The organism is Pusillimonas minor (assembly GCF_014237865.1).
Classification (GTDB): domain Bacteria; phylum Pseudomonadota; class Gammaproteobacteria; order Burkholderiales; family Burkholderiaceae_B; genus Neopusillimonas; species Neopusillimonas minor.
Genome location: NZ_JACJUU010000004.1, coordinates 179,289 through 194,849, shown reverse-complemented (window position 1 = coordinate 194,849; position 15,561 = coordinate 179,289). Strand labels below are relative to the sequence as shown.

The following is a 15,561-nucleotide window of genomic DNA, read 5'->3' as shown; positions in this document are numbered from 1 at the left end:
CCCGCGTTCGTCTTTCTGGCATGACAGTTTTACCCTGGGTTGCGCCGCACGAACCGCTGCCTGACCCCAGCGATGCCCACCCCGACGGGCTGCTGGCGGCGGGCCTTGACCTTGGCCCGGCACGCCTCGAAGCCGCCTATCGCAAGGGGATTTTCCCCTGGTTCAACGAAGGCGACCCGGTCTTGTGGTGGAGCCCCGACCCACGCATGGTGCTGGCCTGCAATGACCTGGTCATTTCACACACCATGGCCAAAAAACTGCGGCAACTCAAACGTTCAGCGTCGACGGCCAACCCAGGCCTGAACATTCGTGTCGACACCGCATTCAGTCAGGTCATCGACGCCTGCAGCGCCCCGCGAAAGGGACAGCCCGGCACCTGGATATCGCCGCAAATCAAGGCCGCCTATGGCGCCTTGCACAACCAGGGCAAAGCCCACAGCATCGAAACCTGGCTCGACGGCGCACTGATAGGCGGCCTGTACGGTGTCAGCCTGGGCGGCTTCTTTTTTGGTGAATCCATGTTCAGCCGCGCCCCGGACGCCTCGAAGCTTGCACTGGTGTACCTGACCAGCTTTTTGAAACGCCACGGGGTCGAGCACATTGACTGTCAGCAAGAAACCCCGCACCTGGCCAGCCTGGGCGCCAGGCCGGTGCCCAGGCCTGTTTTCTTGGGCTGGCTTAACGCTGCGCTAGGCAAGCCCACGCCACCGTGGCGTACTGGCACGATATTGCAAGACGGCACGATTGCGCCATTACCCTGAAAGCATCCATAATTGAAGGGCAAACAACCCCGGTGCCCTGTCATGAGCCGTCCTACCGACCCCCATTGCCAAACGCTGCAGTTTTACGCCACAGCCGCCTACCCGTGCAGCTACCTGGAAGGTCGCAACGCACGCTCTCAGGTTGCCGCCCCCAATCATCTTATCGACACCACGCTGTACAGTCGCCTGGTCGAACAGGGTTTTCGTCGCAGCGGCATTTTTACTTATCGCCCGCACTGCGACCAGTGTCAGGCCTGCAAGCCCATTCGGGTCGATGCCAATAATTTTGTGCCCACGCGCACGCAAAAGCGCATCGCAAAGCGGCATGCCTCGCTAAAGGCCAGCGTCCTTCCGCTTGAGTTCCACCCGGATCACTATCGGCTTTATCAGCAATACATCGGGACGCGGCACCCCAATGCAGGCATGGACGACGACAGCGAAGCCCAATACACGCAATTTTTACTGAGCAGCAGGGTCGAAACCGCCGTCGTCGAATTCCGCACCCCCGACGGCGAACTGAAAATGGTGTCCATTGTCGACGTACTTGATACGGGCTTATCGGCCGTTTACACCTTTTTCGACCCTACCGCGGCAGGCAGCCTGGGAACATACGGCGTACTTTGGCAAATTGGGCGATGCCGCGAACTGGGCCTGCCCTGGCTCTACCTGGGGTACTGGATTCATGAAAGCCGTAAAATGGCGTACAAGTCTGTTTTTCGCCCCCATCAAATCTACGTCAACGGCGTTTGGCTCACCCCCGAACCCTTGGCCGGCTGAGCCATGTCATTACTGTTTAACGCTTATTCGTTTACCCGCCCCGCCCTCTTCTCGCTAGACGCCGAGCACGCACACGAGCTGACGCTGTCGTCTTTGCAAAAAGCCTACGACTGCGCCTTTACCCGCCGCCTCATGCATAGCGCGCCCAACTTGCCCACGCAGCTCATGGGGCTGCAATTGCGCAACCCGGTCGGGCTGGCCGCCGGGTTAGACAAAAACGGTGCGCACATCGACGCCCTCGCCAACCTGGGGTTCGGCTTCATCGAGGTTGGCACCGTAACGCCCAAACCCCAAGACGGCAACCCAAAGCCGCGCATGTTCCGCCTGCCGACCGCCAATGCACTGATCAACCGGCTGGGGTTCAATAATCGCGGGCTCGATGTCTTCCTGCAAAACGTACAACGCAGCCAGTGGCGCCAACAGGGCGGCATTGTCGGGCTCAATATCGGTAAAAATGCGGCCACGCCCATCGAGCGGGCAGTAGACGACTACCTGATCGGCCTTGAAGGTGTCTACCCACACGCCGACTACGTGACCGTGAATATTTCATCGCCCAACACGCAAAACCTGCGTGCCCTGCAAGGGCAAGACGAACTGGGCGGCCTGCTGTCGGCACTGGCCGAAAAGCGCAAGGCACTTGAAGACCTGCATAGTAAACGCGTGCCTCTGGTGGTAAAAATTGCCCCTGACTTATCTACCGAACAGGTGGATGTCATTGCAGACGTGCTGGGTCGCCATGGTGTTGATGGTGTCATTGCCACCAACACAACGCTGTCGCGCGATGCGGTCAAAGGCCTGCCGCATGCCGAAGAAATCGGCGGCTTGTCGGGCCCGCCCGTACACGCCTTGTCGCTGGCGGTCATTCGTCGCCTGCGCGAACAACTGGGGCCTGATTTTGCCATTATTGGCGTCGGCGGCATTAGCGGCGGGCGCCAGGCCGTCGAAAAGATACAGGCCGGTGCCAACGCCGTCCAGCTTTATACGGGCCTTATCTATCGCGGCCCCGCACTTATCGGCGAATGCGTACGCAGCCTTTCGGCGCTTAAAAAATAAGCGCGTCGGCCGTTGCGCCGCAGCGGTCCATGAAAAACACCCCAAAGGCTGGATGAGCATCCAACATTTGGGGTGTAGTTCAAGGGCAGGCTACCGGGTTTTTTAGCGGGCAACGCACACTAAAAGACAACCTGCCCGCAAGCTGCCGGCAAAACGCGCCGGGCAACTTGCCGCTTGTATTACGAAGCGCGGCGCGTACGAGGCGTGGCCGATTTAACCACTTCGGCGGCTTCGGATGCTGCCTTGAAGGTGGCGTTAGTAGCTGCCGTGATGTTCGACTCAGCCGCTTCGCTGGCCTGCTTGGCTGCCTTGGCAACGGTCTCGTAAGCCGTATTGGCCGAAGCTACCGACGACTTCAGCAAAGCAATGGCGCCTTCGGTACCGGTGGGTGCGTTTTTGGCCAACTGGTCAATGGTGTCGTGCATCTGTTTCTGGCCCTGGGCCAGCTGCTCTTCGGCAAGACGTGCCAGATCGGACTGAACCGACGACATGATGTCGTAAACGTGTTTGCCGTAAGCCAGTGCCTTGTCGGCATTAGGCTGTACCAGACCCGAGGTAAAAGCGACGGCTTCCTGGGGGTCTTTAACATCAACGGCTTCTTGCGATTTCTGGGCGACGTCTTCAAACGTTGCCTTCATCACTTTAAGGTTCAGATCAACCAGTTTTTCGAAGCCGCCGAAGATCGAACCCTGAGCAGCCAGGATCTTGTCAAGCGAGGCTTTCTGGTTGGCAAAAAATTGTTGGGGAATTGCGCTCATGGTGTTTTCCTTTAAATAAGGGTTATGCTGCGTTGCACAAAAACAATTTAACCCTTTAAAAACAACATGTCAATGAATTTTTTATTGCAGTGCAATAAATTTGGAACAAGGCTTTTCAGCGCCCACCGATTGGCCCACCCTCAAAGCCCAGCGCCTCGGAAATGCTGCCGGCGGTCTTGAGCAAGACGTCAATCCATTCGTCGCGCATACGTTCGGCAGGCGCCGAAATTGACAGCCCCGCCTGCAAATTACCGGCGTCATCGTAAATGCCGGCTGCTATACAACGAACTCCCAGCTCCAGCTCTTCGTTATCGCGCGAATAGCCCGTGCGGCGCACCAGGGTAAGTTCTTTTTCAAGCGTCTCGGCCTGAGTAATGCTGTTAGGCGTTGCGCCAGTCAGCCCCGTGCGCATGATGTAGGCCTTGACCTGGCGAGGATCGCTAGCCGATAAAAACAATTTTCCGGTAGAGGTTAAGTGCAAAGGCGCACGCCCGCCAATGGCACGCACCACCTGCATGCCCGAACGCTCGCTCCAGGCCCGCTCGATATAGACGATCTCGTCGTTTTGCTGCACCGACAAATTAACGGTTTGCCCGGTAAGCTTGTGTAAGGCACGCATCGGCTCAAGAGCGACCTCGCGCACACTCAGGCGCCCTTTGACCAACGAACCGAGTTCAAGCAAGCGCATGCCCAGACGATACAGACCGCTGTCCACCCTTTCGACATAACGCCCGGCGACCAGATCGTTAAGAATGCGATGCGCCGTCGACGTGTGCAAACCCGTTTTGGCGGCCAGATTCTTCAGCGGGACAGGTTCGGCCTGATGCGCAAGAACATCAAGCAACAGCATGGCGCGCTCAAGCACCTGGATGGTGATCGGCGATTCGGCAGGGGCATTTTGGGCGACGGCCCCGGGGCGGGCCGTAAGTTCGGTTCGGGACATGCTTGACTTTGACGCAACGCAACATTCTCATATTATGAAAATACGCCGCGTTTTGGCAAGACCTTTTTGTTGATGACGCATTCCCCGATAACGACTTGCGGGTGGTGTGGCCCGCCAGGACGACCCTTTATGCCTGAAAAGAACGACGTCAGGGCGTCAACGTACCACCAGCCTCTTGTGCCGCATTCTTCAGAAAAGCCAGGGCCTCGGCCGCGGCGTGAGGCTCTCCTTTGACGCCCAGGTCGATATGCGGCTTGCCCTCGCCGCCCATGCTGGGCAGACTGAACGCCTTGACGCCGGGCCAGCGCGCCTCGAGGGCTTCGAGGGCCGGCGTGATGCGCGATTCGGGCAGCCCGAACACCAGGAAAGAATGCTCGACACGCACCGTTTGGTGATGGAACTGACGGTAACGTGTGTCGAGGGTCCATTCGAGCATAGGCCACGCCATGACCGGAAAGCCCGGCATGAACGTGTGGTTGCGAATGAAAAATCCGGGGATTTTGTTGTAGGGATTAGGGACGATTTCGGCCCCAACCGGAAACACACCCATTTGCAAACGCTGCTGGTTCTCGGGCAACGACATATCTGCACTACCGACGCCTTTCTTTTCGTTCTCGGCGCAACGTTCGGTAATAAGGCGTTCGGCTTCGGGGTGCAGGGCAAGATCGAGCCCCAGCGCTTCGGCCGCAGCCTGGCGGGTTTGATCGTCGGGCGTTGCCCCAATGCCGCCACAACTGAAGACAATGTCGTCGGTGGCGAAGCTACGCTTGAGCACGGCAGCAATGCTGGCGCGATCGTCGGAAACGAATTCGGCCTCCGACAACTGCATGCCCCGCTGACCGAGCAGTTCGATGACCTTTGAGAAATGCTTGTCTTGCCGACGGCCGGACAGAATTTCGTCGCCCACAATAACCAGGCGCACACGAGGCACAATAGTAGATGTCATTGATTCACCTTTTATAAAATTCAGACATCGATAACGGTTTCTTGACGCAACTGACGCAACGCCTCGAGGCTGAAGTGCGCGTAGACCAGTGCCGAAAATACCGGCAACACCAGCCAGGCCGGCGGAAACAGATTGATCAATGAAAGAATAAAGCCCATCAGCCAGTATTTGCGGTTATGCCGCTTCCAGATAATGCGGCGCTCGACCGGGCTGGCGTGTTCGATGACGGCATCGACACGCAGCATGCGGGTAAAGGCAAATGCCCACCAAAAAACAGGCAACAGAATCGGGAACGGCGGAAACAACCAGAGCGGCATGGTCAGCAGCCAGCCAATAGCAAACAGCCCGCCTACCCAGACCGCGTTCCAGATACCCAGCGCAGTGGACATTTGCCCCTGCCTGGTCAGGCCCTGGTATTCGCGTTGCTCGAGGTGACGCAACACCAGCGGCATGACAAATATGGCGGCGATGACCAACCCCAAAATGCCCGATAGCGGCAGCAAAATGGCAATGGCCAGCAAAGGCACCAGGTAAGCTTGCAAAGAAAACAGGCCGATGCCCAGCATCCATTGGTCTACCGTGGCAAGCACACCCCAATTGGCCGCCTCGCCGCTAAGCCAGGCGGTAAGCGGCGCCCAGAACGCCCATAGCAAAACAATGCCGCCCAGCAGCGCAATAATGAAGGGCAAAAACAGCGCAAACAGCATTTTGGGGTGCAACTGCGACACCAGCGCACGCCGGAACGCCTGCCCCACCGACGCCATACCGGTAACCCGGACGGGTTCGGAGACGTTGGCAACTACACGAGAATCAGACATAGTTTCAGTGACCTTTCAAACATTCGACTATCATAGCCAAAGCCAAAACAATTTGCCCCGGGCGCACACCCGCTTTTGCCTCTGTTTATGCCTGTTTTCACACTTCCCAACGACATTGACCCACTAAAAACTTACCTGGCCGGCCACGCCTCCGACACCGGCTTGGTGGCCTGCTTTTGTGCCGCCTGGTGCGACACGTGCCGTGAGTACGCCCCTGCCTTTGCACAACTGGCTGACAAGTTTCCGCACTACGTTTTTATCTGGGTAGATATCGAAGAAAACCCCGAGCTGCTGGGGGATGAAGACGTCGAGAACTTCCCGACGCTATTGGTGCAAACCGCCACCGAGAACCGTTTTTTTGGCCCGATGCTGCCCCATATTGGTCATCTGGAAAAGTTGTTGGCGACAATAAACAGAATGCCCGCCATTAATGGCGGGCCGCCACTGCTGCGCCAAACCCTGATGGCGCAGGCCTGAAAACCTGCGCCGCACCCAAACCATGACTACAAAAAAGTTTGCTTAGGCGGCGCCGTAAGCGCACCGGGCTGCGCCAGGTAACCTAGCGACCGCCCAGAAGTACGCCCACCTGCTTGCGCACAGCCTTGCCCGATGCGGCCGACTTGGGCAACTGCGGCGTGGCCGATACCGACGACGCCACATAGGGCTTGGTAAAGAAATCGTCGACCGGCTTGCGCGACGACATGTCGGCATAGGCCCGTGAAGAACGCTCGCGACCCGACGAGGAAGAACCTGCCGATGAGCGACGCGTTGCCGCCTGAGGCTGAGCGGGCAGCTCGAGCGTGCCACGCGGGATCTTGGCTTTGATGAGCTTTTCGATGTCGAGGAGGTAACGCTCTTCGTCGGGGGCAAAAAAAGCAATGGCCTCGCCCGAGGCGCCGGCGCGACCCGTACGACCGATGCGGTGAACGTAATCTTCGGCGTTGTAGGGCAAGTCGTAGTTGATGACGCAAGGTACGCCGGCCACGTCCAGACCACGTGCGGCCACATCGGTGGCCACCAGCACTTCCAGGTCTCCGGCCTTGAAGGCTTCGAGGGCCTTCATGCGATCGAGCTGGCTTTTATCGCCATGAATGGACTCGGCCTTGACACCGTCGCGCTCGAGCAAGCGTGCCAGGCGGCTGGTGCCGATTTTTGTATTTGAAAAAACAATAACCTGGTTGAGCCCGCGCGACTTGACCAGATGAACAACGGCAGCCCGCTTCGCATCACCTGACAACGGATACGCAATTTGCGTCACGTTTTCGGCGGTGGCGTTGGGGCGCGCGACTTCGATTTCGACGGGCTCTTTAAGCCAGGTACGACCCAGCTTGCGGATTTCGGGACTGAAGGTTGCCGAGAACAATAAGGTTTGACGATTTTGCGGCAACAGACGAACGATGCGATCGAGGTCGGGCAAGAAGCCCATGTCGAGCATGCGGTCGGCTTCGTCGAGCACCAGAATGCCGACTTGGGCCAGGCTGACATTTTTTTGTTCGATGTGATCGAGCAAACGACCCGGCGTGGCAATGACGACCTCGCAGCCGCGCCGCAACGCGTCGCGTTGGGGGGCGATATCGACGCCGCCAAACACTACCGCCGAACGCAAAGGAATAGACTCGCTATACCGCGAAACGTTCTCGGCGACCTGGTCGGCCAGCTCGCGGGTAGGCGTAAGAATAAGCGCACGAACCGGATGGCGGGCAGGTGACGCACTGCTGTTGGCCAGAGGCATTAAACGCTGCAATATAGGCAGCGTGAACGCGGCGGTTTTGCCTGTGCCCGTTTGGGCCGCACCCATGACATCGCGACCTTGCATGACAACCGGGATGGCTTTGGCCTGGATAGGCGTTGGAACGGTGTAACCCGTTGCGGCGACTGCCTGCAAAATGCCTGGATGCAAGCCTAGATCGGAAAACGTGATTTGCGGAGTATCGGAGATAATAGTGTCTGTCATTGAATAAGGTTACGCCTGCGCAGGAACACCCCGCCAGACTTTGATAACCCGGGCATTTTAACGCACGTCGCCGCGCAACCCTATGACAGCCCAAAAGGGCGCCCCGAAAGTGTCGTTAAATATCCACTACTTAGCCAAGGCAACAACTACAACAATGCCCGCAGCACCCAAAACGCCACCATACCCGACACAATAACCGACACTGTGCTGCGTGTACGCGCGTAAACCGCTATGGCAACCAGTACGGCCAGCAGACGGACATCGACAAAGGCGCGGGCGCCTTCGGCCCACGGCAAAATTTCGGGAACAATAATGGCAATAAGCGCAGCCGGCGGTGCGTAACGCAATGCCCGACGCACGCCGTCGGTTAGCGGGATACGGTTGCCAAACACAAAGTAGCCCGCCCGGGTGATAAGGCTGCACAGCGTTAGCAGCCCGATTACCGCCAATACATAGGTATCGTTATCAGCCATGGCTTGCCTTTACTGAGGCTTGATGCTTTTCAGTCAAAACGCCGGCGACAATGCCGCCGACAACGGCCACAGCAAGGCCCAGACGCAAGGGCAGCGGCTGCCCCAGCCAGGCAATGGTGCCTGCCACCAATATAGATACTGCCATGGGCATATTTTTGACCAACGGGATCGTAATGCCCAGCAACGCCAGCGTCGCGGCAAACTCTAGCGCCCAACCGGTTGGCACGACCCCACCCATGAATATGCCGGCCAACGAGGCCACCTGCCAAGAAATCCAGCCCGGAATAATCAGCCCGAGGTAGTACCAGAACTGATAGCGTGTACCGCGCTTTTTACTGTCGGCAAAACGCGTCATGAACAAAACAAAACCCATGTCGCTTAACCAAAAGCCGAGACCCAGGCGCGAGGGCCAGCGATAGCGCGCAAAAAACGGCTGCATGGCGGCACCAAATATCACGAATCGGATATTGACCACACACGCTGCCGCAAAAATTAGCCACAGCGGCGCGCCGGCCACGATAAGCGGCAGCGCAGTCAGTTGAGCCGAGCCTGCATACACCAACAACGTCATCAGGCTGGCCATGGCTTCAGACATGCCGGCCTTGACCATGGCAATACCAGTCACAAACCCCCACAGGCTGGTTGCCACCATGGTGGGCAGGACCTGACGAAAACCTTCGTTGAAGCTTTTCTGTGCCCGCGCCTTTGACCACGCGTTATAAGTAGATAAAGACCCCATCCGACGCCTCATTACCCTTCGGGCATTTTTTGAAAATGCCGGGACAACCCTGTAAACCCGCCATCATATACGAGCGCACCCGAATTGTTTTATTTCGCTGAATTGTCGCAGGCTGTTGGTACAATGCAGCCAGTCAAATCATTATCCCAGGACGAATCATGAGCAGTGCCGATACCCCTGCAAAACACAACGATGACGTCATTCTGGTCGGCGCCGCCGACCTGCCTGTTTATTGCCCGGGCCCGAAAGCCCCGCTGTGGTCAATGCACCCGCGCGTTTACATCGAAGTCGCCAAATCGGGCCAGGGCGTTTGCCCCTACTGCAGCGCCACCTACCAGCTCAAGCCAGGCGAACACGTCCACGGCCACTAAGCGTCAGCCAGTGGCCGCCCAGCTCGATCTCTCGCCTTGCCCTTCCCCCATATGGTTGCCCGGTGGGCACACGCAGACCATATGGGGCGCAACGGTCGCGCGCTTTCATCATATTTCGTTCGTACGCGAACGGGTAGACACCCCCGATGGCGATTTTCTCGACTTCGACTGGACAGGTCCAGGCCTGTTTGCCGATAAAACTGCCGCCAATGTTCGCGTCCCGCGCGAACCTGCACTAGCGCATACCGCGGCCTATCGGTGGGCCGACCGCACTGACTGGCAAGCCCTTATGGGGCTCGAAGAAACACCGGCGCTGGTGTTGTTTCACGGTCTTGAAGGCAACAGCACCAGCCGTTACGCACAGTCTATCGCCCAGTATTTCCGGGGCCGGGGCTGGATCGTCGTCATCGCCCATTTCCGGGGGTGTTCAGGGTTTCCCAACCGCATGGCGCGTGCTTACTACTCGGGCGACACCGAAGACGTCGGCTTCATGCTCGACACCGTCCGTGCCCGCATCCCCAACGCACGGTGGCACGCTACCGGCGTATCGCTCGGGGGCAATGCCATGCTTAAGTTTCTGGCCGAAAACCCTGACACCAGCCAATGGGTCAACGCTGCAGCGGCCATTTCCGTCCCCCTCGACCTGGTCGCGGCGGGCGCTGCCCTGTCCGACACCCCCGTCGGCAAGTGGGTGTATTCGCCCTATTTCCTGGCCTCAATGAAGCGAAAAATCGCCGAGAAAGCCCAACGTTTTCCTGGCAACATCGACACCTTGCGTCTTAATCAAATCAAAACCATTCGCGACTTCGACGACATGTACACCGCGCCCATGCACGGGTACAAAAATGCCCTCGATTACTGGACACGCGCCTCGTCCAAACCCCTGCTTGGGGCCCTGGCAACACCGTCGCTTATCCTGAACGCCCGCAACGACCCCTTCGTGCCCGAGGCATCGCTACCGGGCCCCAACGAATGCTCCGCCCAGGTACTGCTGCACCAGCCCGCCGAAGGGGGGCATGTGGGGTTCATTACGGGGAAGTTTCCTGGCCACACCAGTTGGCTGCCCACCCGGCTGTCTCGATTCTTCGAGCGCAGGCAATAGCACCACAACAAGCATGGCCCGGCTACAGGCTTGGCCATGCCTTATCGAAACTGCTCGAACTGCGGGCCTCTGGTCGCCCCTTATCGAAACTGCTCGAGCAACTCTCTGTTGCGGCGCACGCGTTCTTGCAAGGTACGAATCTCGACATCAAGCTCTGATTGCACGTAGAAGTCTTGCGTCATGCCGCGCGCCTGCTGCAACTGCGACACAGCCGTCGGCAAGGCGCCTGTTTTTTCGTAGAAGACGGCCATGGCGCGACGCGCCTGCACAGGCCGGCCCATGCGCTCGAGGCTGAGCGCCTGCATTTGATAGAACCGGGGTTCGTCAGGCCACTTTTTGATCAGGCCGGTCAGTACCTGCACAGCTTTTTCGGGTTGATTGTCGGCCTGCAAAGTGCGCGCCACCACCATACCCAAAGCCTGGTTGCCAGGCCAACGTTCAAACGCCTTGATTGCGGTATCGACGGCTTTTTGATTTTCGCCGCGCGACAACGCGATCTCGGCTTCGAGCCCTGCAATTTGAGGCGAATAAATGCCGTCGGCACGGGCATTTTGCAAAGCTTTGGCGGCTTCATCGAGGTCTTTGCGCTGCCACGATAAATAGGCCAGTCCGTACCAAGCGGCTGCTTTGGGTACACCGGCAGCCGACAGTGTGTCTTGCCGAAGCACCGCTTCGGTGTTGCGCAGTGCAAGCGAATCGCGCGACTGGATGACACGTAGCTTGGCACGCACGAACCAGTAGGCGTCGGTATCGTTGCGCCGAACAGGCGGCAAGGCCCGCACGCGGTTTTCGATGTCGGACATACGCTGAATGGACAGCGGGTGGGTGCTGGCATAACTGCCGCCCCCCGCACCTTCATTCAGGCGCGATGCATTACCCAGACGTTCGAACATTTGCACCATCCCGACCGGGTCATAGCCCGCGCGGCGCAACATTTCTACCCCGGCGCGGTCAGCTTCTTGCTCGGCCATGCGCGAAAACCCCAGTTGCCGGTCGACCGCTGCCGCCTGCCCGAAGGCTGCCACGCCGGCAGCAAGATCGCCGGCGCCGGCCAGCGCGGCAAGCAAGGCCCCGGCGATAGAGGCCATGGCAATATGACTGGACTGGTTGCTTTGCGTCATGCCACGGGCGACGTGGCGCTGATTGACGTGACCGATTTCGTGCGCCACCACCGAAGCCAGCTGCGACTCGTTGGTTGAGGCCACCACCAGGCCGCTGTTAATGCCGACATAGCCCCCGGGCAGGGCAAATGCGTTGATTGACGGGTCGCGTACGCCGAACACGTCAACGGCTGCGCTGCCCGCAGCCCCCGACAATTTACGCCCCATGTCGTTCAGGTACTGAGAGACATCGGGGTCATCGATATAGGTTGGGTCGCGACGCCCTTGTTCCATGATGGCGTCGCCCAAGGTCTTTTCAAGGGCGGGAGACAATTCGGCCGAAGAGGCCGACCCCATACTGGGCAGCCCCATGGGCTGGGCCTGGCCGGCCACCGGTGCAAACAAAGCAAAAACCAGAACCGCCGCCCCCGTGTACTTCATGTGCCTGCCACCCCAATAGCCGGCACCGGGGCCGGCCTGTTCTTGCCGGGTAACCGCCCTTTGCCCGACAGGCGCATGAGCGTACCCAATGCAAACAACAAACCAAAAACCTCGACGAAACCGGCCAGAATCCACATGGTCAGACCACCGATGGCCTGGTCGGTAACGGCAGACATCCCGGGAATAGCGCGGCCGCAGAGGTCAAAAATAGGGTACAGGTCGTACTCGGTGAACGTAATGACGGCGCCGACCACCATTTGCGGCACCATGGTAATGACCGGCGACAAAATGCGCGCGCCTGGTGAAAGCACCGCAGGCGGGCTTGGGCGACGATCAAGAATCAGATTCCAGTACAAGAACCCACTGATGACTACAGACCAGTTCATGAGGCGATACAAACGCCAGTCGAGCATGGAATAGAACTGCACGCTGGGAATGAGCCACACCACCACCAGGAACACGAACATGAACGGCACAAGAATTTTGTTCGTGAGCACGGCCTGGGTGAGGCGCCCAAAGGGGGTAAGACGGAAATTTTTTAGCCACAGCCGAAGTGGCATGGGCAACCCGGCGCGCATGACCTGGCCGGGGTACGCCCCCATGATAAGCAGCGGGCCAAGATGATGCAGCACCAGGTGTTGCAACCGGTGTGCAAAGAAAAGACGCTCGGCGTAGTAGTCGATGCGGGTATGCAGCGACAAATACAACACCACAATACCCAGCCAGAACAGCCATTGGCGCGCCGCGGAAACACGATGCACCCGGGCACCACGGATGAACAGCACGATGCCCACCACAAACATGAGCACCAGCGCGGGAGAAAACTCCCAGGGCACAAGCCAGCCTAGGACATCCATGGACAACAACCCAAAAGCGAGAACACCCGCTAGTTTAAAACAATATGGCGATGATCACCCCAGCGTACATGGCGTACACCGGTAACAGAAGTTAAGTCGCGCGCCTGCTTCATGAGCACCGGGCGCATTTCGGGAGCGCAACTTACCGTGACACAAGCACTGACCAGCGCCGGGTCGGCCGCCGCACTGACCTGCACCGAGCCTACTTTAAGACCGGCAGATTCGAAATTTTTGTATAAGGCACGCCGCACGCCGGCCATGTGATCGCGCGAGCAAACAACGGTAAGGCGCGAAGCCGCAGGCTTGCTGCCACGAGCAGGCACCGACTGAACGCCGGCGCGACGAAGGAACAAATTGAACAGACGCATAAACACCACCTTTCGTGTGCCGCATACAAGACACACGCCAAGCTACTGGCCAGATATGGCCAAATTTAAAAAACGGGTGGCGTAGTAACCCGGGAGGAACCCGGTTAGACATGCCACACCCTGCTGTATTACCCCAGGGCGTGACCAAGCTGAAAACCTGAAAACGCGCCTAGAGATCAATAAATTTGTCGATACACGATCGACTGTTACTGTCGCCAGAATCGGTATTCACCGCTTCAGCTCCTATAAAATGAAGAGACCGCCATTCTAACCCGCGAGCATGGTTCCGACAAGACGGCCAGGGCCTTCAAAGATGACTTGGCCGATAATTTTGCAGCGGCACAACACCTCGTCGGCATGTGCGCTTTCGCGGGCTAGATAAAAACGTACGGGCTGCCCTGTCGGCCAAACGCAACATGCGCGCCATTTAAAGCTGATAGCCGTCCAGCCAGCCCAGCGCTGTGTACACATGCACCACGGTTGCGGCAATACCAAACACCACCACCGTACCGCCCAAAAACACAGTCAAAATTGCCACAAGCACCGGACCCCAACCGGTCTGGGTCTGTATTGAAGCGCCCGGGTTGTAGCGGGCATCGAACCAGGCATCCGGCTTCAGGCAGAACACCAAGGCCTCGATACAGCCCGCGGCCATGGGGATAAAAAGCAGCAAAAACGCCGGGTTGTCCCACCAACTTGGAAAGGTTTGTGCGTACGCCAGCAAACCCAGGGTTACCAGCGTGAACAGCCAGGCATAGGGGCGGCGCAAATACCACCAATGCGCGCCAAAGACGCCCAGCACTGCCGCCAGCAGCGATACAATGACTTTGCTGCGATGTTGCTTCATCTGCATATTCCGAAGTTCAACCGAACGCCGATTGTATTAGAACCCTCCATGTCCCACCCCGATTTCGACCTGGTTATTACGGGCGCAGGCCCGGTTGGCAGTGCGCTGGCCCTGATGCTGGCCCGCTATGCCCTCGACCCCGCACGCATCGCGCTTGTGGGCACAAGGTTCATCGAAGCACACACTGCAAACAGCAACAGCCCCGCCGACCCACGTGCCATCGCCCTGAACCACGGCAGTCAGGTGGCCTTGCAGGCCATCAATGCCTGGCCGCTTCGGTACAGCCCCATCACAACGGTTCATGTTTCGCAGCGCCAACGATTAGGCCGCACTCTTATTCAGCACGACGATTTCGGCGTCCCCCAACTGGGTTGCGTGGTCGCCTACCCCGATCTGCTGGCCGCATTACACACAGCCTTGGCGCAAAGCGGCATCACACGGCTCACCTCCCAACCGGTCACACCAACGTTTGGCAACCCGGTCTTGCTCAGCCCCGATACCGGCCCGCTTACGGCACGCCTGGCCGTTCAGTCAGACGGCGCGCGCCCCAAAGGTATCGAACGCAGTTACGAACAGGTTGCAGTATTGGCAACCGTAGCCGCCGCCGAGCCGCGCCAGGGCTGGGCCTTCGAGCGCTTCACGCGCCAGGGCCCGCTGGCCGTCTTGCCTCACCCGTCGGGCGAGGGGCACTATGGCGTCGTATGGTGCTGCCACCCTAATCAAGCACAAGCGCTCATGCACATGGCGCCCGCGCAATTCGACCAGGCCCTGAACGACACGTTCGGCACACGACTGGGGCCGCTGACACTGCACGGAAGCCGGCAGCAATTCCCGCTTGGCCTGAACGCGGGGCCACTGCGCACGCATGCGCGCGGGGTCGCCATCGGTAACGCTGCGCAAACGCTGCACCCGGTTGCGGGCCAGGGCCTTAACCTGGGCCTGCGCGATGCCGCACAACTGGCCCACGCCCTGCGGTTCTGGCTGGCCAACCCATCGGCCGACCCAGCCCCCCTGCTCGAAACCTTTACCGCCCAACGCCGCGTCGACCGCTGGTCAACCGCCGCCATCACCGATGTCTTGCCGCGCATCTTTGCCACCGGCAACCCGCTGGTAGAGCACGCCTGTGGCCTGGGCTTGCTGGCCATGGACTTAAGCCACACCCTGCGCACCCCGCTGGCCACGCACCTGCTGCAAGGCCTGCGCACGTAACATCTTGGCGTCAGCCCCAATCCCAATTGGCGGTTAAAATCCAC

General features: G+C 58.9%; 18 protein-coding genes. 7 read left to right on the top strand and 11 right to left on the bottom strand.

The features are described from left to right. Positions 1 to 20 precede the first annotated feature (20 nt). The 3 genes from aat to GTU67_RS07620 are packed head-to-tail and all read left to right on the top strand — an operon-like array spanning position 21 to position 2,591. Positions 21 to 761, top strand: a complete 741-nt coding sequence (gene aat, locus GTU67_RS07630; RefSeq protein WP_185779497.1) for a leucyl/phenylalanyl-tRNA--protein transferase — start codon at positions 21 to 23, stop codon at positions 759 to 761. 42 nt (positions 762 to 803) lie between these two features. After that, the gene (locus GTU67_RS07625) at positions 804 to 1,538 is read left to right on the top strand and encodes an arginyltransferase (RefSeq protein WP_185779496.1); all 735 of its coding nucleotides are present in this window, start codon (positions 804 to 806) and stop codon (positions 1,536 to 1,538) included. A 3-nt stretch (positions 1,539 to 1,541) separates the two neighbouring features. Beyond that, on the top strand, positions 1,542 to 2,591 hold the full coding sequence (locus GTU67_RS07620; RefSeq protein ID WP_185779495.1) for a quinone-dependent dihydroorotate dehydrogenase: 1,050 nt from the start codon (positions 1,542 to 1,544) through the stop codon (positions 2,589 to 2,591). Positions 2,592 to 2,770: 179 nt separating this feature from the next. Here the strand turns inward: GTU67_RS07620 and phaP are convergent, their stop codons facing one another. From phaP to GTU67_RS07600, 4 genes are all read right to left on the bottom strand, one after another. Continuing rightward, positions 2,771 to 3,349 carry a TIGR01841 family phasin gene (gene phaP, locus GTU67_RS07615; protein WP_185779494.1) on the bottom strand — a complete coding sequence of 193 codons (579 nt, stop codon included), beginning with the start codon at positions 3,347 to 3,349 and terminating at the stop codon, positions 2,771 to 2,773. A 115-nt stretch (positions 3,350 to 3,464) separates the two neighbouring features. Next, a complete protein-coding gene (locus tag GTU67_RS07610) occupies positions 3,465 to 4,292 on the bottom strand; it encodes an IclR family transcriptional regulator (protein WP_185779493.1) in 828 nt (275 codons plus the stop codon). Positions 4,293 to 4,440: 148 nt separating this feature from the next. Continuing rightward, positions 4,441 to 5,238 (bottom strand): competence/damage-inducible protein A, encoded by a 798-nt coding sequence (locus tag GTU67_RS07605; protein WP_185779492.1) that lies wholly within the window; start codon positions 5,236 to 5,238, stop codon positions 4,441 to 4,443. A gap of 20 nt (positions 5,239 to 5,258) precedes the next feature. Next, positions 5,259 to 6,056, bottom strand: a complete 798-nt coding sequence (locus tag GTU67_RS07600) for an EI24 domain-containing protein (protein WP_185779491.1) — start codon at positions 6,054 to 6,056, stop codon at positions 5,259 to 5,261. Between the two features lie 87 nt (positions 6,057 to 6,143). Between GTU67_RS07600 and GTU67_RS07595 the strand changes: the two genes are divergently transcribed. After that, a complete protein-coding gene (locus GTU67_RS07595) occupies positions 6,144 to 6,533 on the top strand; it encodes a thioredoxin family protein (protein ID WP_185779490.1) in 390 nt (129 codons plus the stop codon). 82 nt (positions 6,534 to 6,615) lie between these two features. Here the strand turns inward: GTU67_RS07595 and GTU67_RS07590 are convergent, their stop codons facing one another. The 3 genes from GTU67_RS07590 to GTU67_RS07580 all read right to left on the bottom strand — a co-directional run bounded on the left by GTU67_RS07590 (position 6,616) and on the right by GTU67_RS07580 (position 9,222). Then, positions 6,616 to 8,010, bottom strand: coding sequence for a DEAD/DEAH box helicase (locus tag GTU67_RS07590; protein ID WP_185779489.1), 1,395 nt, complete (start codon positions 8,008 to 8,010; stop codon positions 6,616 to 6,618). A gap of 146 nt (positions 8,011 to 8,156) precedes the next feature. Further along, complete coding sequence (locus GTU67_RS07585; RefSeq protein WP_185779488.1) at positions 8,157 to 8,483, bottom strand: AzlD domain-containing protein; 327 nt, start codon at positions 8,481 to 8,483, stop codon at positions 8,157 to 8,159. Next, the gene (locus tag GTU67_RS07580; protein WP_185779487.1) at positions 8,476 to 9,222 is read right to left on the bottom strand and encodes an AzlC family ABC transporter permease; all 747 of its coding nucleotides are present in this window, start codon (positions 9,220 to 9,222) and stop codon (positions 8,476 to 8,478) included. Before GTU67_RS07580 ends, GTU67_RS07585 begins: the two co-directional genes overlap by 8 nt. 158 nt (positions 9,223 to 9,380) lie before the next feature. Here GTU67_RS07580 and GTU67_RS07575 point away from each other — a divergent pair, with 158 nt between their 5' ends. Next, positions 9,381 to 9,593 (top strand): zinc-finger domain-containing protein, encoded by a 213-nt coding sequence (locus tag GTU67_RS07575; protein ID WP_093969241.1) that lies wholly within the window; start codon positions 9,381 to 9,383, stop codon positions 9,591 to 9,593. A gap of 10 nt (positions 9,594 to 9,603) precedes the next feature. Further along, a complete protein-coding gene (locus GTU67_RS07570) occupies positions 9,604 to 10,695 on the top strand; it encodes an alpha/beta fold hydrolase (protein WP_185779486.1) in 1,092 nt (363 codons plus the stop codon). 80 nt (positions 10,696 to 10,775) lie between these two features. Here the strand turns inward: GTU67_RS07570 and GTU67_RS07565 are convergent, their stop codons facing one another. From GTU67_RS07565 to GTU67_RS07550, 4 genes are all read right to left on the bottom strand, one after another. Then, positions 10,776 to 12,236, bottom strand: a complete 1,461-nt coding sequence (locus tag GTU67_RS07565; RefSeq protein ID WP_249417620.1) for a M48 family metalloprotease — start codon at positions 12,234 to 12,236, stop codon at positions 10,776 to 10,778. Then, positions 12,233 to 13,102 (bottom strand): cytochrome c oxidase assembly protein, encoded by an 870-nt coding sequence (locus GTU67_RS07560; RefSeq protein ID WP_185779485.1) that lies wholly within the window; start codon positions 13,100 to 13,102, stop codon positions 12,233 to 12,235. The genes GTU67_RS07565 and GTU67_RS07560 overlap by 4 nt, the downstream gene beginning before the upstream one ends. Positions 13,103 to 13,122: 20 nt before the next feature. Further along, positions 13,123 to 13,461, bottom strand: a complete 339-nt coding sequence (locus GTU67_RS07555; RefSeq protein WP_185779484.1) for a hypothetical protein — start codon at positions 13,459 to 13,461, stop codon at positions 13,123 to 13,125. Between the two features lie 427 nt (positions 13,462 to 13,888). Next, the gene (locus GTU67_RS07550; RefSeq protein ID WP_249417619.1) at positions 13,889 to 14,308 is read right to left on the bottom strand and encodes an NINE protein; all 420 of its coding nucleotides are present in this window, start codon (positions 14,306 to 14,308) and stop codon (positions 13,889 to 13,891) included. Between the two features lie 48 nt (positions 14,309 to 14,356). Between GTU67_RS07550 and GTU67_RS07545 the strand changes: the two genes are divergently transcribed. After that, positions 14,357 to 15,517 (top strand): FAD-dependent monooxygenase, encoded by a 1,161-nt coding sequence (locus GTU67_RS07545; protein ID WP_185779482.1) that lies wholly within the window; start codon positions 14,357 to 14,359, stop codon positions 15,515 to 15,517. Positions 15,518 to 15,561 lie beyond the last annotated feature (44 nt).